This window comes from Litorivita pollutaquae (assembly GCF_003205515.1).
In the GTDB taxonomy this organism is placed as follows: Bacteria; Pseudomonadota; Alphaproteobacteria; order Rhodobacterales; family Rhodobacteraceae; genus Litorivita; species Litorivita pollutaquae.
Map to the genome: position 1 here is coordinate 24355 of NZ_KZ826484.1, position 23206 is coordinate 47560.

Here is a 23206-nt window from a genome sequence, read left to right on the forward strand (position 1 = left end):
CATAGGTAACGGGCCTAACCGTCATGGCTGCGGGGTGTATCGCGCGGGCGATGTGGCAGCGCGCGCGAATCTCATGCGTCACGCGTCGAGCGCGTGACAATCCTCTGGCATCCAACCGATTTCGATCTGCTCACCCGGCTTCAACCGGGTTTGGTCGGGGGCGTTGCGGGTCTTGATGATGAATTCATCATTGCCCGCCACACGCAGGCGGGTGCGGAAAATATCGCCCATATAGATGAACTCCAACACCTCGGCCTTGAGGGTATGAGCATCAGCATGCAGGCGTTCTTTGTTGTATTCGACGCGCTCGGGGCGGATCGACACACGGGTGCGTTCACCGACCTTGGTGACGTTCACCGGCTTACAATCAATCAACTCGCCACCATCCAATTGCACCAAGGCTTTGCCGTCGCTGATCTGCGTGACAACGCCTTCCATGGTGTTGTTCTCGCCAATGAACTGCGCAACAAAACTGTTTTCCGGCGATTCATAAAGTTGATCCGGCGGGGCCAATTGTTGAATGCGGCCATCTTGGAACACCGCAACCCGGTCCGACATGGTCAAGGCCTCGGTTTGGTCGTGGGTCACATAAACCACGGTGATGCCCAGATTGTCAGCGATCGCCTTGATCTCGAATTGCATCTTTTCGCGCAGCTGTTTGTCCAGCGCGCCGAGCGGCTCGTCCATCAACACCAGTTCGGGTTCAAACACCAAAGCCCGCGCCAAGGCGACACGCTGCTGTTGCCCGCCCGAAAGCTGCGCCGGACGGCGGCCGCCAAAGGTGCCCATTTCTACCATGTCGAGGGCGCGCTTGACCTTGGCCTCACGTTCGGATTTGCCAATCTTGCGCACTTCCAACGGGAAGGACAGGTTTTCGGCAATCGTCATATGCGGAAAAAGAGCGTAGTTTTGAAACACCATGCCGATGCCGCGTTTGTGCGGCGGGATGTTGTTGATCGAGGTGCCGCCAAGGCGAATATCGCCGTGGGTGGCGGTCTCGAACCCCGCAAGCATCATCAGACAGGTGGTTTTTCCCGATCCCGACGGCCCAAGCATCGTGAGAAACTCGCCCTTTGGCATCGAGAGGTTCAAATCTTTGACGACGAGTGTTTCGCCGTCATAGCTTTTTTGCACGCGTTCAAATTCGACAAAGGCGTCGTTGTTCGCAGTATCGGCCAAAAGAGGCTCCCTGTTTTCGTCCAGCGGGTTTTCCCGCTCGTTATGGTCAAACTAAAGCGCCTCAGGCGCTGTCTTGCAACCGGATCGCGCCCTTTTTGGGCAAAAACCGGCAGTTGCGGGAAAAACGGGCAGCAAATCAGCGTTTTAAAGTCGATCTGACTGCCTCATTCCCATGCATCAAGCAGCTTCCGCAGAGGAAGCGCTGCGCTTATGCGGTCCCCAGAACGCTTTCGACAGCGCGTTTTGTCTTGGTTGCGATTTCATCCGCCTCGGCCCGACTCAGGCAGAACGGCGGCGCGAATCCGAGAATGTCGCCCTGCGGCATGGCGCGACCAATCACTCCATCTGCGGCCAGCGCCGTGGTGATTTGCACCCCGATTTTTTGGTCCGGATCGAAGGGCCTGCGGGTTTCGGCATCGGCATCAAACTCGATCGCCGCGAGCATTCCCTCGCCCCTGATCTCGCTGACATTCTTATGCCCGCCCAGCGCATCGCGCAGTGCAGCATTCAAATAGGCACCCACTTCGCCGGCGTTCTGCACAAGCTCTAGCTCATCGAGCAGCTTGAGGTTCGCCACCCCTGCCGCCGCGCCAATCGGATGCGCCGAATAGGTCCAGCCGTGTCCAATGGGACCGTTTTCATCGGTGCCCTGCTCCAGAACCTTCCACATCTTGTCGCCCACGATCGAGCCAGACAGCGGCGCGTAGGCCGAAGTCAGACCCTTGGCGATGGTGATCAAATCAGGCTTGATCCCATAGTGATCCGAACCGAACATCGTGCCGAGGCGGCCAAAGCCGGTGACCACTTCGTCAGCGATGAGCAGGATGTCATGTTTATCCAAAACCTCTTGCACGGCGGGCCAATAACCTTCGGGTGGCGGCACAATGCCCCCGGTGCCAAGCACCGGCTCGCCAATGAAGGCCGCGATCGTATCGGCACCCTCGCGCTCAATCAGCGCCTCCAATTCCGCCACGAGATGCGCGGTAAATTGCGCCTCTGTCATGTCCGTTTCGGGGCGGCGGTGATAATAGGGCGCTTCGGTGTGGATGACTTGGCTCAGTGGCAAATCGAATTTTTTGTGAAAGCCCTCAAGCCCGGTCAGCGACCCGGTTACCAAACCCGATCCGTGATACCCGCGCCACCGAGAAATGATCCGTTTCTTTTCGGGGCGGCCTAGAATGTTATTGTAATACCACACCAATTTCACGTTGGTCTCGTTGGCATCGCTGCCCGATTGACCGAAGTAAACTTTGGACATGCCCGCAGGCGCACGGTCGAGAATCATTTTCGACAGGGTAATTGATGCTTCGGTGCCGTGACCGACATAGGCATGATAATAGGCCAATTCGCGCGCCTGATCGGCGATGGCCTCGGCAATCTCTTGGCGACCATACCCGACATTGACACAATAAAGCCCCGCGAAAGCATCCAGCAATTTGTTCCCGTCACGGTCTTCAATATGACACCCTTTGGCGGTGCGGATCACACGCGTCGCCGTTTCGCCGCGCGCGTGTTGCGCCAGATGCGTGGAGGGGTGAAAGAAATTCTCGCGGTCCCATTGGGCGAGTTGGTCATTGGTCAGCATTGCAGCATCCTCGGGTTGGTCTTTGACGTGTGGGTATTGGGTAGTGTTGGCGGTGGGCGTCACGGCGGTAAACCGTCAGTAGCCCGTCAGGGCCCACACCACCACAGTTGTGCACAACTTTGCAGCATGGGCAATCCAGACCACGATAGGCTGCCTAAATTTTAACTGATTTTCTAAAAGCGACATGGCGGCGTCGCTTTCGGAGCGGACGAGTTGTGCACAAATCGGCTTGATCATCTTATTCCCGCTCAAAGAGGCCGCCATGCCCCCTATCTCCCTTGCCTTCACTGCCTCCGAATATGACCGCCGCCTCGGCCTGACCCGCGCCGCCATGGATGCGCGCGGCATCGATGTGCTTTTTGTCGAGGATCCCTCGAATATGGCCTGGCTGACGGGGTATGACGGTTGGTCCTTCTATGTGCATCAAGGCGTAATTTTGACACTGGAGGACGAGCCGGTTTGGTGGGGTCGCAATATTGACGCCAACGGCGCGCGGCGCACCTCATGGCTGGGCTCCGACAACCTGCGCCCCTACCCCGACCACTTTGTGCAATCGACCGAATTCCATCCGATGCAGCATTTGGCGGGGGTGATCAAAGACATGGGGTTTGAACGTGCCCGCCTCGGCGTCGAGATGGAGAATTACTACTTCTCGGCCAAGGCCTACACCACGCTATGCGCCGAACTGCCGGACGCCGAGATTGTGGATGCGACCACATTGGTCAACTGGCAACGCGCGGTGAAATCCGCCGAAGAAATCGCCTTCATGCGTCGGGCCGCACGGATTTCGGAAAAAATGGTCTATGGCGCCATTGAGCGGGCCGAAGTTGGCCTGCGCAAAAACGAGATGGTTGCCGAGATTTACCGCGATGCGCTATTGGGGGTCGAGGAAGATTGGGGGGACTACCCCGCATTGGTGCCGATGGTGCCCTCCGGAGCCGATTCATCCGCGCCGCATCTGACATGGGATGGCTCGCCTTTGACCCCCGAACAATGTACATTTTTCGAATTGTCCGGCGTTTACCGCCGCTATCACGCGCCGCTTTGCCGGTCGGTCTACCTTGGTTCACCGCCCGATGATGTGCTGCGGGCCGAGGGCGCTTTGATCAAAGGTCTGGAGGCGGGGTTGGACGCAGGCCGCGCCGGCAATCGCGCTTGCGATATTTTCAACGCGCTCGCCGTACCTTTGGAGGCTGCGGGCATCGAACGCAGCGCGCGCTGCGGCTACCCCATTGGGCTCAGCTATCCCCCCGATTGGGGCGAGCGAACGATCTCTTTGCGTGACACCGACCACACGATCCTGGAGGCGGGGATGACCTTTCACTTCATGCCGGGGCTTTGGACCGATGAATGGGGGTTGGAAATCACCGAGAGCATCTTGATCACAGAAGACGGCCCCGCCGAAACCTTTTGCCACGTGCCACGTAAGCTTTTCATCAAATGAGCGCGCATTTGGCCCAAACAGAGACGATTTTGGGGGATTTGATTGCCTATCCTACCGTGTCGTCCGACAGCAACTTGGCAATGATTGATCACCTCGCCGGACGGCTTGAGGATGCCGGCGCACGGACCGATGTTTACCGCAGCCCCTGCGGGACAAAGGCCAATTTATTTGCCACGCTCGGGCCGGATCGAGACGGCGGCATCGTCTTGTCGGGACATAGTGATGTCGTACCGGTAGAAGATCAAAGCTGGACCAGCGATCCGTTTCAGATGCGCCGCGATGGCGACCTGCTTTACGGGCGCGGCACATGTGACATGAAGGGGTTTATCGCCGCCTGCGTCGCCATGGCGCCGGACTTTGCGGCGCGGGACTTGAAGCGCCCGATCCATTTCGCATTCACCCATGATGAAGAGGTCGGATGCCTTGGCGCGCGGGCCTTGGTTCCGCAGCTTGAGGCGCGTGGCATCCGCCCTGCGATGGCGTTGATCGGCGAACCGACAATGATGCGGATCATCGAAGGCCATAAGGGGTGCTGCGAATATCGCACGCAATTTCAAGGGGCCGAAGGGCATGGTTCGACCCCCGATTTGGGGGTGAATGCTGCGGAATACGCGGTGCGCTACGTCAACCGTCTGTTGGAATTGGGCGAAATGTTGAAAACCCGCGCACCGCAGGGTTCGCGGTTTGATCCACCATGGAGCACAATCAACATCGGGCGCATTGCAGGGGGTGTTGCAACCAATGTCATCGCCCCGCGCGCCGAGGTGGAATGGGAAATGCGCCCCGTGACGCAGGCCGATCAAATCTTTGTAAAAGCCGAGATCGACGCCTATGTGGCGGATTTGGGTGCGCGGATGCGGGCCATCGATCCGGCAGCGGGCATCACCACTGAAATCATCGGCGAGGTTTGCGGATTGGAACCGATGGCACAGAATCTGGCGCGTGACTTGCTCGCCGCGCTGACCGGCGCGAATGGGGCCGATGTGGTGCCGTTCGGCACCGAGGCGGGGTTGTTCCAAACGCTCGGCTGCGATGTCGTGGTGTGCGGACCCGGCAGCATTGACCAAGCCCACAAGGCGGATGAATTCATATCGCTGAGCCAGCTGGCAAGCTGTCTCTCCCTGCTTTCCGGCATCGGTGATCGCATGGTATGACCCAAGCATAACCCGAAAGGCCCGCAAGATGGACGCAGACAATCCGACACTTTCCGGCGATGCGAAAGAGCGTTTCGAGCAGCTCTCGGATTGTCTTCTGCGGCGCATCTGCCTATTGGATTATCCGCCCGGCACGCGCCTGTCCGAAGCCGATCTGGCGGCGGAATTCGGCACCTCGCGCACGCCGATCCGGCGGGCTCTGGCGCGCCTCGAAGACGCCGGATTGCTGCAAAGCCAACATGGCGTCGGCACATTAGTCACGGATGTCTCTTTGACCGAGATGGCCCGCACCTATGAATTACGCTGTGAGTTGGCGGGGCTTGTCGGGCGGTTGTCGCCGGTCACCATCACCACCGCACATCAAAAGCAAATCACAGAGTTCAGCCAGCGCGCTGCGGCGCTGCTCGCGTCGCCGGATGCCCGCCGCTTTGCTGCGTTGAACATGGATTTCTTTATTTTCGGCACCGAGCTGACAGAAAACCAAGCCCTGCGCGACATGTCGTTGCGCTTATATTATCATACTGCGCGCATCTGGCTTCAATCCATCCCCCAACTGGATCTGGCACGGGAAACCGCCATTTTTTCCGGTGAAATCACACAGATCGGTGAGGCGATTGCCGCATCGGACCCATTGGCCGCCGCGATGATCCGGCAGGCGCATATATCGCTATGTGTGGTGCGCCTAAAGAAGTTTGCCCAAGGTTAGAGCCTGTTTTTGGCATTCCTCAGGGTCGGGGTCCCACGCGCTTCCGATGAAAAACCTTACGGCGCTTTTTGGTTTTAGCTATTTTGAAGCGCCGGTTTCTATCCTAACCTCTGCCCCTGCTACCCCGATCTTGGGGGGCCGTTCGCAACGCATGACGGCGCGGTGAACGGATGGAATTTCTGAGGAGACGAGAACATGGCCCTGCCTGCAATTTTTGACAGCCTGCGTTTGCCGCTGATTGGTTCACCGTTGTTTATCATTTCCAATCCCGATCTGGTGATCGCGCAATGTAAGGCGGGCGTTGTCGGGTCGTTCCCGGCGCTGAACGCGCGCGAAAAAGCCGGTGAGGACATTCAACTGGAGCTTTGGCTCAAGAAGATCACCGAAGAGCTTGACCGCTATAACCAAGCCAACCCCGACACCCCCGCCGCACCCTATGCGGTGAACCAGATTGTGCATCGCTCGAACGCGCGTCTGGAGCGGGATCTGGAGATTTGCCACCGCTACAAGGTGCCGATCTGGATCACATCTCTTGGCGCGCGCGAAGAGGTGAACCAAGCCGCACATGATTGCGGCGGCCTTGCCTTGCATGACATCATCAACAACCGGTTTGCCCATAAGGCGATTGCAAAAGGGGCCGATGGTTTGATCGCCGTTGCCGCCGGTGCAGGTGGCCATGCCGGCGCGCAATCGCCGCTCGCCTTGATTCAGGAAATCCGTGAGTGGTTTAACGGGCCGCTGTTCCTGTCCGGTGCGATTGCTACTGGCGACAGCATTCTGGCCGCACAGGCGATGGGGGCCGACGGCGGCTATGCCGGATCGGCCTTTATCGCCACGACCGAAGCAAACGCCGACGCGGCCTATAAAGATATGATCGCCGAATGTGGCGCCGAAGATATCGTCTATTCAAACCTCTTCACCGGCGTTTGGGGCAACTATCTCAAACCGTCGATTGCCAAAACCGGCATGGACCCCGACCGTTTGGAAATCTCCGACGCCTCGAAAATGGATTTTGGCGAGAACCGCGAAAAGCCCAAAAGCTGGAAAGAGATTTGGGGGTCGGGTCAAGGCATCGGGGCGATCAACGAAATCGTCCCCACCGCCGATTTGATCGCACGTTTGCAACGCGAGTATGTCGCGGCACAAGAGCGGCTTGCGGCACAACTCGGGTGGAAACGCGCCTGATCAGAGACGACCTTGCGATTGTTGGGGCGCTGCATGAACTATGTGGCGCCCTTGGCATATGGTGCGGTTGGGCCTTGCCCGGAGATCTGCGCCGCACACAATCCAGCCCTTGTTTACGGGCGTATGACCGGATGAGAGTAAAGCGGACCGCTGGCCCATGCCGCAGGGCATGACATCAATGACATCGCCCTTTCGGGTGCGCTTTGGGCCACGGGGCCAAAGGATGGCATGCCGGTCCCTCCTTTGACTCTATTGGGCGAGTTCGGAGCCGGTGGGATGCTCTTGACCTTTGGCATGGTCGCGGCCCTGCTGCGCGCCGCTAGGACCGACAAAGGCGATGTGGTCGATGCGGCCATTGTCGACGGGGCCGCATCGGTGATGGGATTCATCTACGGATTTCTCGCCAATGGCGGATGGGAAAACGCCCGTGCGGCCAACCGGCTTGACTGCGGCGCACCCTTTTACGGCGTTTATGAATGTAGCGACGGCAAAAGGATATCTCTGGCCCCTCTGGAGCCACAGTTTTTCGCCCTACTGGTGTAGATGCTTGATCTGTCCGGTACGGCGGTAGAGGGGCGTAACAATCCCGCCCATTGGCCTGCACTTCGGGCCGAATTAGAAACTGTTTTCCGTCAGAAAAGCCGCGACGAATGGACGGCTGTCTTCGAGGGAACGGATGTGTGTTTCGCTCCGGTTCTGGATCTTACGGAGGCCCCGCATCACCCGCATAATACCGCAAGCGCCGGATATCCGCAGCCTGTGCCTGCGCCGCGCTTTTTACCCAAGCCAAGCCGCAGATGCCCGCCCCCGGCGCCCGAAATCGGCGCGGACAATGCCACCGCATTGCAAGGATGGGGATTTGATCAGGGCGAGGTTGACGGGTTGCTCGCGAAGGGCACTTTATCGGCGCGCTGACGCACCTATGCGCCGATGAAGAACAAATAAAGCGACAAGAGCGCCCCCGCCACCAGCGAGAACCGCAGGTTCCATCTCAGCCCGATTTCGGCGGCTTCGCGGCCGATCACCCGCGCGGACATGCGCACCGAGGTGGAGAAGGGTGATAGTCCGATGATGACGGCCCATGACATCATCACCATATGCGCAATCCCCAGTTCACTCAGTGCCAATCCGGGCAGGTTCGGCAATATTTCGATCGCAATCGTCGCAGAGATGATTGGGTTGATACCGACCATCAACGCAAGAGCGATGCCCCAGAAGGACAACACCAAAACGCCCCCCGCCGACAAACCCAGCTGCGCCACGGTGCTGCCGATAACGTCCAAATTTAGAAGAGGCGGGATCAAGATCCCAATAAAGGCCGATCCGGCAAAAATCCCAACCTCGGAGCGCAGGGATGGCAGGGACGGCAATACATCCCGCATGATCCATGTGCCCGAGGCGCGCATCGGATGTGAATCGCCCGCGCCACGCATCTGGATAAAAATCCACCCAAACGAAATGAACGGCACGGTCACCAACAACGCCGCAATCATCGACAGGCCGAGTACTTCCGCCACCACATAGGCCACGCCGGGGATCAAAATGACCAAACCGACCAATGGTAAAAGCGTGGTAAGAGGCGCGCCTTCGGTGCGGTTTGCGCCACTGGGCCTAGGGTAGGTGAGACGGTCCGTGATCCAACCTAAGACCAAAAACGCCACCGTCGCCGCAAGGCCAAGCGGCAGAATATCAATCCAGCGTAGCGACGGCAGGCCTGACAAGATAATCGCCAACGTCATGGTCGTGGGTGACCACATCGGAATTGTAGAAAACCCGCGTAGCATCGCCAAAGTCATCCGTTGCATACGAATTTCGCTGATCCTTGGTTCGGTCGACCCGCGCCGCCCTTCCACACCGCTGACGATGATAGAACCCAACAGCGACAGCGTGCCGAGGCTCAACAAAACGCCGAACAGCGCCCCGCCGATGGTGAGCACGGTGTAGCGCCGGCCGGGGGGCTGTTCGACCAATGCCTCACCACAGTTGCGGATCATCGGCGAGCGCCCGCCCGCGCTTTGCAGCAAACTCAATGCCGTGACGAAAAATGCCAAAAATGCCGCTCTGTCGATCGCGCGGCCAAGAACGGCAAGGTCGATCTTTTCAGCCAACAATAACATCCCGGAACCGAGCAGGCTGATCATCACCAAGATCCGCGCCATCCGTGCCAGATGCCGCCATTCGCGCAAAAAGAACAGCAACAGCGCCGGTCCCGCAATCGCCGCCGTGAAGGGCGGCGCGGCGATTTGCGCGGCGGCAGCGCTCAGACATATGAGGATCAGCAGAAAAGCAGAGACTTCGGGGCGGCGCGGCTGCGGCATCAACGCTGCCTTTCTGAAGGATCAAGTGAGAAAAATCAAAGGCGGCGCGATGATCCGCGCCGCGCCTATGTGGTATTATCCAATAGGCTGCGGTGCAAGGATTTGCCGCAAGGCCCCGTCCAAGGCTATTTTGCCACGCCCTAGGTTGATCTCATCCGTAGCCGATGTTCATGCCGATATCGCGGGCGATCAAATGATCCACCGATGTGCCCAATGCCGCCGGAACCCGCAGGTCGTCTTGATCAGGCCATCGGTGGATTTGGACACATCGAGGGAGACGCTTTGACCTCTGGCAGGCGGCAGCTGGCAAGGGATGCTGCCCAACAGACCGCGCGCAGAACGGCCGCGTGGCGCGAGGGGATCATCGCCTTCCGTCGCTGGGATGACAAATGTGAGCTATGGCCCAGTTGTAGTCCTTAACCCATTCAAAACGCATCGTTGTGCGCCATACCGTTCTGCAATCCGCGCAAATACTGATGTTGCTTTGAGGAACTTCCGCCAACGCCCAAGCGTTTGCAGCACGCAAGATCCTTTCAAAACACAATAAAAACAATATGTTGTACCGGCGATCAAGGTTGGTACGCTGCGGGTGCCTGTGCCAAAAATTCGGCCTCCTTGCTTGCATGTCGTGCGTGCGGCGTTAAGAAGAATATCAAATGAATACGTGTGATGCGTGCCATCAACTTGAACAACAAGGCACGGGTACGGGCGGCAAAATGACAAGCGCCGCTGATGACCGGGGAATACAATGAAGATTCTATACTACAACTGGGTTGATTATCTGGATTTTGAAAAGCGCGGCGGCGGTGTCACCGTCTATCAACGCAATGTCATTGAAGCTTTGGACAAAGAACCGAACGTAGATGCCTGGTTCATTTCATCGGGGATTTCCTATGATGTGGTGACGCAAAAACCGCGCTGGGAACGGTTAAAGTATAACGCCTCTGCCCATAAAGGTCGCCGGTTCGAGATCGTAAACTCAGGGGTGTTGGCCCCCGCGCACCATTCCTTTGGCAGTGTGGAACAGCTAAGCCATCCGGCGACAGAAGAGACATTTTTCGATTTTATCGATAAGAACGGTCCCTTTGACGTCGTCCATTTCAATAACCTCGAAGGGCTTCCAGTAGATGTCCTGCGGCTGAAAGAGCGGTGGCCCGAAACCAAGGTGATTGTGTCGCTACACAACTATTATCCGATCTGCCCACAGGTGAACCTGTGGTATGATGAACGCGAGAATTGCACCAACTTCGAGAACGGCAGCAAATGCGCCTCTTGCCTACAGCACCGTCCCGATACGCGGATTGTGAAATTGGCCAATGGCGTCGCCTATAACTTCAAACGCAAAGGCATCAAACCGGGCACCAAGCTGTTTGACAAAGGATTCCGCCCCGCGATGCGCCTCGCAGGGCGCTCCACAAATGAGATGATCAAGCTCAAACACAAGATAAAGGGCAATCCGGCCAAGCCCGAAGACGGCAATACGCAACCCGCACATCACGCTTTCGTTGATCGCCGGGCGCATTTCGTCGATACGATCAACCGCTATGCTGACAGGGTGCTTTGCGTGTCTGAACGTGTGGGGGTGGTTGCAGCCTATTTCGGGATCAAACCTGCATTGATCGATACCAGCTATATCGGCACCAAACAGTCGCAAAAATACGCCGAGACCAAGCCCAATAAAACCATCCTGCGCGAAGATGGTACGATCACTTTGGGTTACATGGGCTACATGCGCCGCGACAAGGGCTTCTTTTTTCTGCTCGATGCCCTCGAAGCTTTGGACGCCAAAACGGCGAAGAAAATTCGTTTGGTGATCTGCGCCCGTCGCGGCGATCATGCGACGATGGAACGTGTGGCCGCGCTCAAGGAAAAATTCCTCGATCTGAGCTATGCGGATGGTTACACCCATGAGCAGCTCGACAAAATTCTAAAGAATGTCGACGTCGGCGTGGTTCCTGTCTTATGGGAAGACAACCTGCCGCAAGTTGCGATCGAAATGCACGCACGCCACATTCCTTTGCTGACCTCGGACCTTGGCGGCGCAAAGGAATTGTCATCTTGCGCCGATATGGTCTTCCGCGCGGGTGACACCGCCGGGTTGCACGGAAAGCTGCGCGACTTGCTGGCCGGGACGATCACCCAAGAAGCCTATTGGAAAGACGCGATGGCGCCGTTGTCGATGAAGCAGCATATTGACGAATTGATGGCCTTTTACGCCTGATGTTCCGCGCCAACCACATTAGATAACGGTGCCCTCTGCGGCGCCGTTTCTATGTAAAGAATGGCTCTAATGGTTGGTTTCTGTCGCTTCGACCGTGAAGAAAAATTCGTCCTGCGGATCGCGCGCCACGACCTCGGGCGGAACGCAATCGGGGCCGGTCAGGAACACCGCAGATCCGAAATGCACATGTAGACGGCTGAGTTTTTCCAAACGCGGGCTGGTGAGTTCGGCGTAAAAGGCTGAATATTTTTCGGTCGCCTTCAGGTCGTTGATCTTGGCGCGATGCATTGCAACCGCATGCTCATGCGCGGCGCGTATTTCCGGATCGCTGAGCAATTTTTTCAACTCTGCCCGCATCATCGGCAAACGTTTCTGGATCGACAGATCTTCTTCGAAATTGTTGTTCATGCGAAACCAGTAGGCGAGCCCCTGATCGCGGTCGACGTGGTTCACCCGCCCGCGATCGCGTTTGACCAAAAAGCTTTCGGCGCTGCGCACCGCATAATGGTTGAGCTGCACCAGATCATAGCCATAGGTATCCACCGTCGAGCGCCAACCATTGCGGAACATTTCCTTTGGCATTGGCGCGCCGGACCCATTGACCCAATTGATCTCTTCCCACAGCTGCGGGTTCAACCCTTTGGGTCGGTGAACGCCGAGTTTCTTGAACAGGCCGATGTTTTTGAACAGGGTCTTGAAGCCCCATGCCTGATGCGGCTTTCGGGCCAATTCCGGCGCGGCACGGCGGAAAATCTCGGTGATCGGCCGATCTTCGAATTCATGCACATCCGCATTGCCAAACAACCGCCACGTCATCGCGATCATATTGGCATCGGGCACGACCTCAAACAGGGCGTCCAATGTTCCGTTGCCGACCTTGATGTTCACAAATTCATCAACATCAATGCAGGTCACCCAACGGGCATTTCGAATGACGTCTTCGTTGTCACCATCTTGCAAGGCAGCGTGTTGTGGCTTGAGGCCGGATTCCTTGAACGGATTGTCCTTGTGTTGCACCACGCCCTTGGAGGCGAGAAGATCCAACATCGTGTCCGTGCCATCGGTGCAATCATTGGTGTAGATCAGAAAATCATCGAACCCAACGGCGCGGTGATAGGCCAACCATTCAAGGATAAACGGCCCTTCGTTTTTCATCGTGGTGATGATCGCAGCGCGGCCGCGCGTGTTGTCCTCTTCTTCGGCAGCGATCTCGGGCATCCGCACCGGGTTATGTTTGAAGCGTTTTTTTGACAGCTCCAATAGCGGCTCATACTCGATCAAACTGGTCTTCGGCACAATTTTCGACACCGACTCCGCCGGATGACGCAATGCCATATGCCGGTAGAACAACCCCGCACGATCCGTCGCCGTAGGAGCGCGGCCCACGCGAACCAACCGCCAAACCGCATCATCGGGCGCTTTGGCCGGCGCAATACACCACCGTTGCTTCAATCCTTGGGCGTCGAATTGAACACAGATGTGATCGGCGAACTGCGTGGCGTCGCCTTTGCGCACCCGCCACGGATAGCAATGCCGTCCGAGCACAGAGATCAAGCCCTCTGGCGCATCCACAGCCGCATCAAACACATTGCCCTGCGGCCCCGGCACCAAAAGGTCATACACGTCGATGTTCACCACGGCCCGCGCCGCGCCAAGAAACCGCGCGCGGCAGATTTCATAGGTCAAGATCGCCACCAAGGGCGCCGACCATGGATCGGACTCGGGGTGCTCCATCCGGTCCTTGCCCGGCGCTTCGGGCACACAGATTGGATGCGCTTCGGGCGCACCGTCGTCGTCACCCAAGGGCGCATCCGCATCGAGGACCAGAACGGTCATATCATGGTCGAGCTTTGCCGCCATACGGGCGAGTTTTTTGGCAAATCCGTCGCGCGATTTCGGGTTGGCGCGGTTGATGATCACCGCTCCGCTCATACCGTGTTCGGCGGCGTGATACGCCAACCAGTCGCGGACAATTTCGGGGCTTTCGCCGTTGCGGGTGGCCAGCGCACAATTGCGCGCCTCAAAAAGTTTCAATTCCGCAGCAACCGGCACCACTTCGAAACTCTGCCCTGCGATTTTGAACTGAACCGGGCCGACGACACTTTGCACATCACAGGACACCCATGGCGCGCCGCCGACGGAACGGACCTCGGTCACCGTGGTGCCGCCGCCGCCCTCAATTAGCGCCGCATCGGCACCTTGGCGAAAAAACAGCATTACTTTGCGCGCGCCATCCTCGAAGCGTTCGACCGCACAGAGCAGCGTCACCCCCGCGTGGGTGATGGTTTCTAACCGACGGTTCAGAAATACGATATTGCCCGGCGTCTTTGCGGATTTGGCCTTGCTCATGCGCTGCCCTTTGCTTGCATTTGCGCCGCGATAAATTTGCGCATCGTGGCTTCGTCCGGCGGGGTTGATCCGGTCAACAGGCCCAACCGCCATAGGGTTTTGACATGCGCGATATCCGCCTGCAATGCCGCCCGCCGCGCGGCATGTTCCGCGCAGGTGTCGGCATGGGCTTTGGCAACCACAGAATTCGACAAAAGCGTCTCTATCATCGCTTTTGTCGCAGGGATCATGGGCAGAATACCACGGTCCTCAACAGAGTTGAAATTGCGCTCCGCCCAGTAATTAAGGTCGATTTTGCGATCCATATGATTGGGCAATCCACGCATGGATTTGAGAATGAATTCCTCCGCCGAGCGCAGAGAATAATGATTGAGCCGTGCCAGATCGGGGAACCGCTCTGCATCACGGTGACGCCCGTAAAGCGAAATCAATGCTTCGTTCTGGGCAAAGTCAGGCGATAAGGCTTGTCCCGTTGACGCCGCCCAGCGCGGAAGAGTGCCCTTTTTATTGCGAGGCCGGTGGACGCCAAGTTTTTGAAACTCACCCGGTCGGATCAGCGATTTGTAAAGATGTCCCATCGGATAATGCAGATCCTCAGGCGCCGCCCGTGTAAACCGTTCGGGAGTCAGTCCTTCGCCAGCCTCGATCCTACCGCCCGATCCGAACAACCGCCAAGGTATAGCGATCGCATCCGGTGTGCCGCAGGCCCGGACGAGACCCGAAACAGTCTCTATTTCACCTGAAAAGCACAAAAATTCATCGCAATCGAAGAACATTGCCCAATCGGCGGCGCGGGTGCGCGGGTGGTCCCCGATCCGTTTGAGCGCCTGCCATTGTACCGATTTGCTGCCCTCGGGGATGAAGGGCACGTGGGTTACATATCCGGTGCCTGCCAATGCATCGAGCAGCGCCACCGAACCGTCATCGCAATCATGGCTCAACATCAGCATATGCGTGAATCCCGCCGCCAGATGATGGGCGACCCATTCAAGCACATAAGGCCCTTCGTTTCGCAATGTGGTGAGGCCGAGAATATCCAAACGCCTGCCTTATCTTGCTGTACTCGCACGGCTTTAACCGGCTTTTGATCCACGTTACCCCAGCGCGCCGCACAGACATAGAGCCCGCACCGGTTGCTTTAGGGTATCCTCAAGCTGATGGTGCAGCCATGCAACGCCCGCGCCCGCAATGCCGGGCAAAGCTCGGGCTTTGGCAATATTTATGGCGTTAGGATCAAAACGAGATTAATTTCAGCCGCAGGCCTGCATCAGACTGGCAATATATAGAGGCCATGCGCGGCAAAGCGCTGCGAGGAGATTACCATGAGTAAAGACTATCAAATCGCCGCACTCTGGATGCAGGGGCCTCTCAGCTTTCTTGAGCAGCTGTGCCTGAAATCCTTTGTCGATGCCGGGCATCATGTGAAGCTGTATCATTATGGCGCGTTGCAAAATGTGCCCGATGGTATCGAATTGGCCGACGCGAATGAGGTTTTGCCCGACTACAATGTTTTGACCCATGCGCGCACCGGTAGCCCGGCGCTGCATTCTGATATCTTCCGTTATAAGATGTTGGAACAAAACACCGACACAATATGGGCCGACACCGATGCCTATTGCGTCAAGCGGTTCGAAACGCCGAACGGACATTTTTACGGATGGGAATCGGACAAGCACATCAATGGCGGTGTGCTGGGTTTGCCCAAGGACAGTGACACATTGCGCGCGTTGTTGGACTTCACCTCGGATGAATACGCCATTCCCGAATATTACGGCGAAGACTACGTCAAGGAATTGGAAGACGCGCGCGATGCGGGCCATCCGATCCATGCATCAGAGCAGCCCTGGGGCGTTTGGGGCCCGCATGCGGTGACGCATTTTCTGCATAAAACCGGCGAAGCAAAATACGCATTGCCGCAAGAGGGGCTATATCCGTTTACCTTCCGCGATCGCAGGATGATGTTGAAACGGAACTTCGACACCTCGCCCTATGTGACCGAGAACACCTATTCGATCCACCTTTATGGCCGCCGGATGCGGGCACGATTGGTCGAAAAGGAAGGCGGCGCGCCGCATCGTAAATCACTTTTGGGTCAGCTTTTGATCAAGCACGGAATCAACCCCGCCGATGCGCCTTTGCCCCCTTCAAAGGCCCAAATGGCCGCCGCAGCTGCGGAAGCCGCAGAAACACAATAATCCGGCATAAATAGGGACTGTTCCACGGGAAATCGGGGCCAATCATAGCCCGGTTTTCTATCCGCGCCGCGCGTCTGCGGGGACCATTTCAAAATATTGCTCTATCGCCGTCGGATTGGTCAAACCGCGCGATTGCAATTGTTCCAACGCATAGAGCGTCAGGTCGAAATTGCCCATGATGCTGTCCGCGATCACCGCCAGCTTGCGGATCTGGTCATCAGAATAACTGTTCACCGCGCGCATGTTGCGTAAGAAAAACGCATCGCCATCGACGGCTTGGGCAAATTGGCTGCGCTTGAGGCGGCGCTTGAATCCTGTAGCGAGGCAGGCATGTTTCAACGAGGCAAAGCGTAGAAATTCGAACCCCTGATCGACCAATGCGGCCTCAAGTTCGCCATAGCGCGGCTCGCCTTCATAAAGCGGGAACATGCGGACCTCGGTTTGCACCGCCATAGCCTCGGCCAGCTTTTTGATGCCGTTGCTGATGATCGCGGTCTCGCTGCCCTGCACGTCGATTTTCAAGAAATCAACTTTCCCCACGGGTTTGAGGCTGTCCAAACGGCGGGTCGGCATGGGAATGACCTGTTTTTCGGTCATGCCCTTTTCGAAATTCAGGTAGGCGGCGCTGGCCGCATCGGCGGGAAAAATCGAGGTAAAGCCGGAGGATTGGTAGATGTGCAGATTCTTTTTCTTCCCATCACCCAAGGCATGCGGCAGGTAAGTTTCGGCATCGGATTTCCGTGCATCCAACGCCGCCAATGCCTCTTCTTGCGGCTCAAAACCGGTGACATTGGCATATCCGCTATCGAGTAGGGCTTGATAGGACACCTCGCCCTCAATCGGATTGGCGCCGATATCCAGAACCTCGATTTTCCCGTCAAGCGCCGTGATGTCAACAAGCAGGTCAAGACGGTTACGGCTGATATCTTTGGGCATCACGACGCGCCTTTCTCCTCTAACGCGGCCTTGAGCGTACGGCGCATGTCGCGCGGTGCTTCGGCCAAAACACGGCGCAAACGATGACGGTTATAGTTCTTTTCGCCGCTCGCAATGCGCGCCTTTACCGTGGCATAGGTCACTGTAGGATGAAAGGCTTTTGCCGGATCGGGCGCGGCAATCTGTGCATCAAACAAATGTGGCGGGTTGGTATCAAAGCTGCTGCGCGCGAACATGTCCGGCAGCAGCGCCTCAAGCGAAATATGGCTCAAACCATATTCGAATGCGGCTGCGGCGAGAATGGCTTCGTCGTTGATTTTATCGCTGGGGCGCTCTTTGATTGCGCGCAGGCGTAGGGTCTTCATATGGTCCACGGCACGGGCAGACGCCCGCGATACCGGAAAGATGCAACCCCAATGCGGATCAAGTCCCATCGACTCCAACCCGCGCGAATAGCGTTTTGGCGCAGCATGTCGATCGAGCTGCGCGGCAATGACTTCGGCCCCATCGGCTTCCATCGTGGCGACAAAAGTTTGGGCCGCCTGCGGCCCGATAAAAACATCAGATTCGAGCAACATGTAGCGATCATAATCAGGATAGGCTGCCGCCGCCGCATAATAACACATATCACCGCATAGCCATCCCCATTTGGCGGGCAAAGGCGCAAGACCCAATGCGCCAAGCCGCGCCTCGGTTAGGGAAATCTTTTCATAGGGCGCGGTCACCACCGCGCCTCGGGTTTCGTCGCAAACAAATATGACTTCGGCGCCCGCAGCGCGCAGGTTCTGCGCAAGGCTGCGCGCAACGTCATCAACCTCAAGGGCGCGGATCAAAGTCAAGGTGCGGGGCATTCGGGCCTTCAAGTGCGGGGAATTCAAGCAGAGATGAGCGTCACGCCCTCCATTGCCGCAATCACTTCCAAATCGGTTTCATAAGTTTCGGTCATCGCTTCATAGGTGCCATTTTTCCACCCAGGCAAATCAATATCCACCGCAATTTGATCGGGGCGGGCAAATTTTTCCATGAAAATTTCGAGCACCCGTATACGCGCATCCTCGTTTAATCCCGGGTGATCGGCCAAATAGGTTTCGAGCCGTGTGTGACCCTCTGGCGTCAGAATCGCGCCAAGAGGGTCGAGCGCGCCCTCAAGCTCCGTGGCATCGCCATCTCCCAAAACCGCCCGCATAATGCGCGGCCAGACAAAGGGAATTTCCTCTTTGGTCCAAAGGATCAACGGAACATCGGGGTTTTTTGCGCGGATGCGCGCGATCACATCGGACCATTTCAAAGAGGTCAGTGCCGCGCCATCGGTGATTTCTTCATAGGTGCCGTAAGCGCCGCTGTGCACCAATTCGGCAATCATCATCGCCGGATTGCTCAGGCCCATGAAAAAGCTAAACGCCGCTTGTGGGAACAACGCACGGGTCCAGCTTGGCATATCCCCGGCAGCGCCAAAAAATACACCGTCGTCAAATGCGGTGTCGGCGCTGCCGATCTGTTCGGTGCTGGCAAAAAAGATCCGCCCCGCGTTGCTCTCCAGGCCCGCATAAAGCAGGGTGTCTTGCGCCTCGACCGGGGCGGGATTGCCCCGCAGCGTTTCGGCCAAACGGGTCAACGGGCGGCGGTAAAACTTCGGGCGCGGCACCACGCAATCACGTGCGTCAAGCAACGGTGCATTCTTGCGCAAGGACCAAATCAGACCATCACTGCCATCCATCGGAGACCCGATTTGCAGCGCCACATGCACGTCATTGGTCATTTGACCCGCTCCCTCAATCATCCGCAAAACCTCATGGTTTTCGCATGTTAAGAACCTAGCATGCCGAATGAACCCAGCGCAACGCGCCGCGCCTTGCGGGCGATGCGGCTATTTGGTCAGGATCAATTTGCCCGCACGGGTGATGCGCAATGTATAGGTTTGCTCGCCAAGCTGGATATAGGCGAGGTTTCCGCCTCCGGTTAACGTTTTGGCGGCATGCACGGGATGGTGGTCGGGAAAAGCGGCGGCGCGCGTAGATTGCGCGCCATCAGGGGCGGTGTCGGTCCAATTGGTATGCAACATGTAAGGCGTCCTTATACAGGGAGGGGTTACGGGCGTCTGGCTACGCTGGAGCGCGGCTGGTTTTAATTCTTAGTAATTTAATCGGATATGTCAAGTTGAGTATTAAACTCAGGTTTATTGTGCCGTGCCTCAGGACCCACCGGCACGGCCGTAGTCACAGGCGGATCAACCTTGGCATGCGAAACGCATGTGCGCCTCGATTTCAGGTAAGTTGCGCCGACATGGCAAGGCCTGCCCATCGCCGATGGCGCGGGTTTGCAAAGCTTTGCCCGCCTATTTTTTCCACATTTTCAAAAAGAAACGATATCAAGGCCCTTATGATAAAAAGCACCGGCGCGCACGCGATGTAACGAAGGGACCGCCGCTGTTATCGATGATCGCGATTCTCTTGATCTGACCGCATAAACGTCGGGTATAGAGTCGGGCTTTGCCGTGGCTGCATTCATTAGGTCGCCGATCAATCCGCATCCGCCGAGCCGCCCGTGCGCTACGGAGCCTTAATCACGGCGTCGGATGACAATAAACCAAGCGGGTCTTGCTCAAACATGATGATACCGGATTTGCGCCCCGATACGATGGCCGCAGCAGCACAGAAGACCAGCGGCCATCCCATCGCAGCATCCGCGCATTACACCCTTAGTCGTATTTGCGCATCCCGTCGCAGCGCATAGGCTACACTTAGAAATCTTCAGGGAGGATACTAAGATGGCTTGGACGAAACCAAAAGCAGTCGAAATCAACTGCGGTATGGAAATCAACATGTACGGCCCTTCGGACGATGATCGCGGCGCAGAACGCGACCTGTTTTAATCCGTAAGGATCTATAGCCTCCGTGTTCATTACCATACTTGGCGCGGGCGCGGGCGGCGGCCTTCCGCAATGGAACTGTGGCTGCCGCAATTGCACAGACGCCCGCACGGGTCGCTTGCCACCGATGACGCAATCGTCGGTGGCCGTTTCCGTGAATGGGGTAGACTGGGCGATTTTAAATGCCTCGCCCGACATTCGCGCGCAATTTGCTGCCAATCCGTCGATGCATCCGCCCTCTTTGCGCGGGAGCCCGATGCGTGCCGTGGTTTTAACCAACGGTGACATCGACCATGTGGCCGGTTTGCTAACCCTACGCGAGAAGACGCCCTTTACGGTCTATGCTACATCCGAAACGCTTGGCGTTTTGGATCATGACAGCGTGTTTTGCGCGCTTGATCCGGCCTTGGTCACCAAGCAACGCATCACGCTGGATGCCGCGTTTCACCCGCTTGCAGGGATGGAGATCACCCCCTTCGCCGTTCCGGGAAAAGTCCCGCTCTATATGGAAGGCGAAACCGTCGATACTGAAGCCATGGGCGAAAACACCGTTGGTTTGCGGATCGCGGGCGGGGCCAAGGTGCTCTACTATATCCCCGGCTGCGCGACCTTACCCGATTGGCTTTTGGATCGTTTGGGCGAAGCGGATATGCTCTTGTTTGATGGCACGGTTTGGGAAAACGACGAGATGGAGCAAACCGGCACCGGCGCGAAAACCGGCGCGCGGATGGGGCATATTTCCATGCGCGGCGATGCGGGCAGTTTGGCCCGCCTGAGCGCCCTGACCGACACGCGAAAAATCTATATCCACATCAACAACACCAATCCGATCCTGCAACCGGACGGACCGGAACGGGCCGAAGCCCTCGCCCAAGGATGGCAGATCGCGGCAGATGGTATGGAGCTTGAACTATGACCCACGCCGCCCTCACAGCCCCCGACAGCGCCGCCGATTTCGAGGCACGCCTGCGCCAGATCGGCGCCGAACGCTATCATGACAAACACCCGTTTCACCAATTGCTGCATTCGGGCGGCTGCAGCATCGACCAAGTGCGCGCATGGGTGATCAACCGGTATTATTACCAAACCCGCATCCCGATGAAGGACGCGGCGTTCATGTCGCGTGTTTCTGATCCGGACTTGCGCCGTGTCTGGCGCTCGCGCATCGAGGATCACGATGGCGGCGTGAACGAAGGCGGCGGCATTCGCCGTTGGCTCAAACTGGCCGAAGGCGTGGGGCTGGACCCTGATTATGTCGCCTCTGAGGTTGGTATTTTGCCCGCGACCCGATTCGCCGTCGATGCCTATGTGCGCTTTGTACGCGACGCGCCTTTGCTGCCCGCGATGGCCTCATCCCTGACCGAGCTATTCGCGCCGACCATCCACAAAACGCGGATCGCGGGGCTTTTGGCGCATTACGATTTCGCCAATCCCAATACGATTTCCTATTTCCAACACCGGCTGACCGAAGCGCCGAAAGACGTGGCCTTTGGGCTCAAATGGGTGATGGACCGCGCGATATCCCGCGCCGATCAGGACGCGGCCGCAGCGGCGCTGATTTTCAAAACCGAGGTTCTTTGGGCGCAACTTGATGCGCTGCATTCGGCCTATGTCGCGCCCGCGCGCATCCCACCGGGCGGTTGGCAACCCCACGAAGGGCTGCTGTGAGCAACGCGATCCCATACCTGCCGCGCGGTGTGCGGACACATTATGATCGCATACGCGGCCGCAATGTATTGTTGGGCCCCGAGCGTGCTTTGATGCTCGATGAAATTGGCCATGCCATTATCGCGGAATTGGACGGCAAACGGACCGAAACGCAGATCGCCGCAGACCTCGCCACCCGTTACGGCGCGCCCGTTGAGGCCGTTAGCGTCGATGTGGCCGAGTTTCTCACCGACCTTGCAGACAAACGCCTAGTTGAGAGAAGAGATCCGTGAACGCCGCCGCCACACCTCGCCCAAATCCACCGATTGCAATGTTGGCCGAACTGACGCATCGCTGCCCGTTGTCGTGCCCCTATTGCTCCAATCCGCAGGAACTCACCACGATTTCCGCCGAATTAGAGACTGATCAATGGGCGGACATCTTCCGGCAAGCGGCCGAATTGGGCGTCTTGCAATTGCACCTTTCGGGCGGCGAGCCGGCCTCGCGGCGCGATCTGGTCGATCTTGTCATCGCTGCGCGCGAGGCGGGGCTTTATACGAATTTGATCACCTCCGGCATTGGTTTGACGCCGAAACGGCTTGAGGCGCTCAATGATGCGGGCCTTGATCATATCCAATTGTCCGTCCAAGGCGTTGCACCGCAACTGGCGGATTGGGTTGGCGGATACAAAGGCGGGTTCGAGCGGAAAATGCACGTTGCCGAGCATATCGCGCGGCTTGGATTTCCCCTGACACTGAACGCGGTGATGCACCGCCATAACCTTGATGATCTGCCCGCCACGATTGAACTTGCGCTAAAGCTTGGCGCGCGGCGAATGGAGGTGGCTTGTGTGCAGTTTCAAGGCTGGGCCTTGGAAAATCGCTCGATGCTTCAACCCACCCGCGAACAGGTAGATGCCGCCAAGGCCTTGGTCGCACACGCGCGCAAAGAGCATCGCGGTACTTTGGTGATCGATTTTGTGCCGCCCGATTACTACGCTGATTTTCCCAAAGCCTGCATGGGCGGTTGGGGCTCGACGGGGTTGAATATTGCGCCGGACGGCAAGGTTTTACCCTGCCACGCTGCCGAAACCATCCCGCATCTGACATTCCAACACGCACAAGACGTGCCCTTGGCGGAAATTTGGTATGACGATCCGGCATTCCAAGCCTATCGCGGTACAGATTGGATGCCGGACCTATGCCAATCCTGCGACCGGCGCGACGTGGATTTCGGTGGCTGCCGGTGCCAAGCCATGGCCATCGCCGCCGATGCGGGCGCCACCGATCCGGTGTGCCGTAAATCGCCACATCGTGGATTGGTCGATGCGCTGCTCGAAGCCGAATTGGGCGCACAGGCGCAGCAAGACTTCATTTATCGCAAACCTCCCGCATCTGTATAATTACAAAACCAGAGCC

General features: G+C 57.5%; 21 protein-coding genes and 1 pseudogene. 12 read left to right on the forward strand and 10 right to left on the reverse strand.

Annotated elements, in window-relative coordinates:
• Positions 1-78: 78 nt before the first annotated feature.
• The 3 genes from DI396_RS08730 to DI396_RS16430 all read right to left on the reverse strand — a co-directional run bounded on the left by DI396_RS08730 (position 79) and on the right by DI396_RS16430 (position 3028).
• The gene (locus tag DI396_RS08730; protein WP_110795837.1) at positions 79-1179 is read right to left on the reverse strand and encodes an ABC transporter ATP-binding protein; all 1101 of its coding nucleotides are present in this window, start codon (positions 1177-1179) and stop codon (positions 79-81) included.
• 208 nt (positions 1180-1387) lie between these two features.
• Positions 1388-2764: an aspartate aminotransferase family protein gene (locus DI396_RS08735; RefSeq protein ID WP_110795838.1), complete on the reverse strand. Its 1377-nt coding sequence runs from the start codon at positions 2762-2764 to the stop codon at positions 1388-1390.
• Positions 2765-2839: 75 nt separating this feature from the next.
• Positions 2840-3028 carry a hypothetical protein gene (locus DI396_RS16430; RefSeq protein ID WP_162617191.1) on the reverse strand — a complete coding sequence of 63 codons (189 nt, stop codon included), beginning with the start codon at positions 3026-3028 and terminating at the stop codon, positions 2840-2842.
• Here DI396_RS16430 and DI396_RS08740 point away from each other — a divergent pair.
• The 5 genes and pseudogenes from DI396_RS08740 to DI396_RS16705 all read left to right on the forward strand — a co-directional run bounded on the left by DI396_RS08740 (position 3027) and on the right by DI396_RS16705 (position 8168).
• Positions 3027-4208: a M24 family metallopeptidase gene (locus DI396_RS08740; RefSeq protein WP_110796032.1), complete on the forward strand. Its 1182-nt coding sequence runs from the start codon at positions 3027-3029 to the stop codon at positions 4206-4208. The genes DI396_RS16430 and DI396_RS08740 overlap by 2 nt on opposite strands.
• Entirely contained in the window at positions 4205-5362 is a 1158-nt protein-coding gene (gene argE, locus DI396_RS08745; protein WP_110795839.1) for an acetylornithine deacetylase, read from the forward strand. The genes DI396_RS08740 and argE overlap by 4 nt, the downstream gene beginning before the upstream one ends.
• Positions 5363-5390: 28 nt before the next feature.
• The gene (locus DI396_RS08750; protein ID WP_110795840.1) at positions 5391-6068 is read left to right on the forward strand and encodes a GntR family transcriptional regulator; all 678 of its coding nucleotides are present in this window, start codon (positions 5391-5393) and stop codon (positions 6066-6068) included.
• 195 nt (positions 6069-6263) lie between these two features.
• Entirely contained in the window at positions 6264-7253 is a 990-nt protein-coding gene (locus DI396_RS08755; RefSeq protein ID WP_110795841.1) for an NAD(P)H-dependent flavin oxidoreductase, read from the forward strand.
• 183 nt (positions 7254-7436) lie between these two features.
• Positions 7437-8168: pseudogene (locus DI396_RS16705) on the forward strand (CoA transferase).
• A 5-nt stretch (positions 8169-8173) separates the two neighbouring features.
• Here DI396_RS16705 and DI396_RS08770 read toward each other — a convergent pair.
• Entirely contained in the window at positions 8174-9571 is a 1398-nt protein-coding gene (locus tag DI396_RS08770) for a hypothetical protein (protein ID WP_110795844.1), read from the reverse strand.
• A 748-nt stretch (positions 9572-10319) separates the two neighbouring features.
• Between DI396_RS08770 and DI396_RS08780 the strand changes: the two genes are divergently transcribed.
• Positions 10320-11792, forward strand: a complete 1473-nt coding sequence (locus DI396_RS08780; RefSeq protein ID WP_110795846.1) for a glycosyltransferase — start codon at positions 10320-10322, stop codon at positions 11790-11792.
• Positions 11793-11858: 66 nt separating this feature from the next.
• On the opposite strand, the gene DI396_RS08785 is transcribed toward DI396_RS08780, so the two are convergent.
• On the reverse strand, positions 11859-14141 hold the full coding sequence (locus tag DI396_RS08785) for a glycosyltransferase family 2 protein (protein WP_235851799.1): 2283 nt from the start codon (positions 14139-14141) through the stop codon (positions 11859-11861).
• Positions 14138-15181, reverse strand: coding sequence for a glycosyltransferase family 2 protein (locus DI396_RS08790; protein WP_235851800.1), 1044 nt, complete (start codon positions 15179-15181; stop codon positions 14138-14140). Before DI396_RS08790 ends, DI396_RS08785 begins: the two co-directional genes overlap by 4 nt.
• 282 nt (positions 15182-15463) lie before the next feature.
• Here DI396_RS08790 and DI396_RS08795 point away from each other — a divergent pair, with 282 nt between their 5' ends.
• Complete coding sequence (locus DI396_RS08795; RefSeq protein WP_110795847.1) at positions 15464-16336, forward strand: hypothetical protein; 873 nt, start codon at positions 15464-15466, stop codon at positions 16334-16336.
• A 57-nt stretch (positions 16337-16393) separates the two neighbouring features.
• On the opposite strand, the gene DI396_RS08800 is transcribed toward DI396_RS08795, so the two are convergent.
• The 4 genes from DI396_RS08800 to DI396_RS08815 all read right to left on the reverse strand — a co-directional run bounded on the left by DI396_RS08800 (position 16394) and on the right by DI396_RS08815 (position 19334).
• Positions 16394-17272: an FkbM family methyltransferase gene (locus DI396_RS08800; RefSeq protein ID WP_110795848.1), complete on the reverse strand. Its 879-nt coding sequence runs from the start codon at positions 17270-17272 to the stop codon at positions 16394-16396.
• Positions 17272-18123, reverse strand: coding sequence for a hypothetical protein (locus DI396_RS08805; protein ID WP_110795849.1), 852 nt, complete (start codon positions 18121-18123; stop codon positions 17272-17274). Before DI396_RS08805 ends, DI396_RS08800 begins: the two co-directional genes overlap by 1 nt.
• A 23-nt stretch (positions 18124-18146) precedes the next feature.
• Positions 18147-19031 (reverse strand): hypothetical protein, encoded by an 885-nt coding sequence (locus tag DI396_RS08810; RefSeq protein ID WP_162617192.1) that lies wholly within the window; start codon positions 19029-19031, stop codon positions 18147-18149.
• 108 nt (positions 19032-19139) lie between these two features.
• On the reverse strand, positions 19140-19334 hold the full coding sequence (locus tag DI396_RS08815) for a hemin uptake protein HemP (protein WP_110795851.1): 195 nt from the start codon (positions 19332-19334) through the stop codon (positions 19140-19142).
• Positions 19335-20039: 705 nt separating this feature from the next.
• Here DI396_RS08815 and pqqA point away from each other — a divergent pair.
• Genes pqqA through pqqE form a run of 5 tightly spaced genes read left to right on the forward strand, consistent with a single transcriptional unit; the run spans position 20040 to position 23190 of the window.
• A complete protein-coding gene (pqqA, locus tag DI396_RS08820) occupies positions 20040-20144 on the forward strand; it encodes a pyrroloquinoline quinone precursor peptide PqqA (RefSeq protein ID WP_110795852.1) in 105 nt (34 codons plus the stop codon).
• 22 nt (positions 20145-20166) lie between these two features.
• On the forward strand, positions 20167-21057 hold the full coding sequence (pqqB, locus tag DI396_RS08825; protein WP_110795853.1) for a pyrroloquinoline quinone biosynthesis protein PqqB: 891 nt from the start codon (positions 20167-20169) through the stop codon (positions 21055-21057).
• Positions 21054-21809, forward strand: a complete 756-nt coding sequence (gene pqqC / locus DI396_RS08830; RefSeq protein WP_110795854.1) for a pyrroloquinoline-quinone synthase PqqC — start codon at positions 21054-21056, stop codon at positions 21807-21809. Before pqqB ends, pqqC begins: the two co-directional genes overlap by 4 nt.
• Positions 21806-22081: a pyrroloquinoline quinone biosynthesis peptide chaperone PqqD gene (gene pqqD / locus DI396_RS08835; protein ID WP_110795855.1), complete on the forward strand. Its 276-nt coding sequence runs from the start codon at positions 21806-21808 to the stop codon at positions 22079-22081. The genes pqqC and pqqD overlap by 4 nt, the downstream gene beginning before the upstream one ends.
• Positions 22078-23190: a pyrroloquinoline quinone biosynthesis protein PqqE gene (gene pqqE, locus DI396_RS08840; RefSeq protein WP_268876838.1), complete on the forward strand. Its 1113-nt coding sequence runs from the start codon at positions 22078-22080 to the stop codon at positions 23188-23190. The genes pqqD and pqqE overlap by 4 nt, the downstream gene beginning before the upstream one ends.
• Positions 23191-23206: the final 16 nt, after the last annotated feature.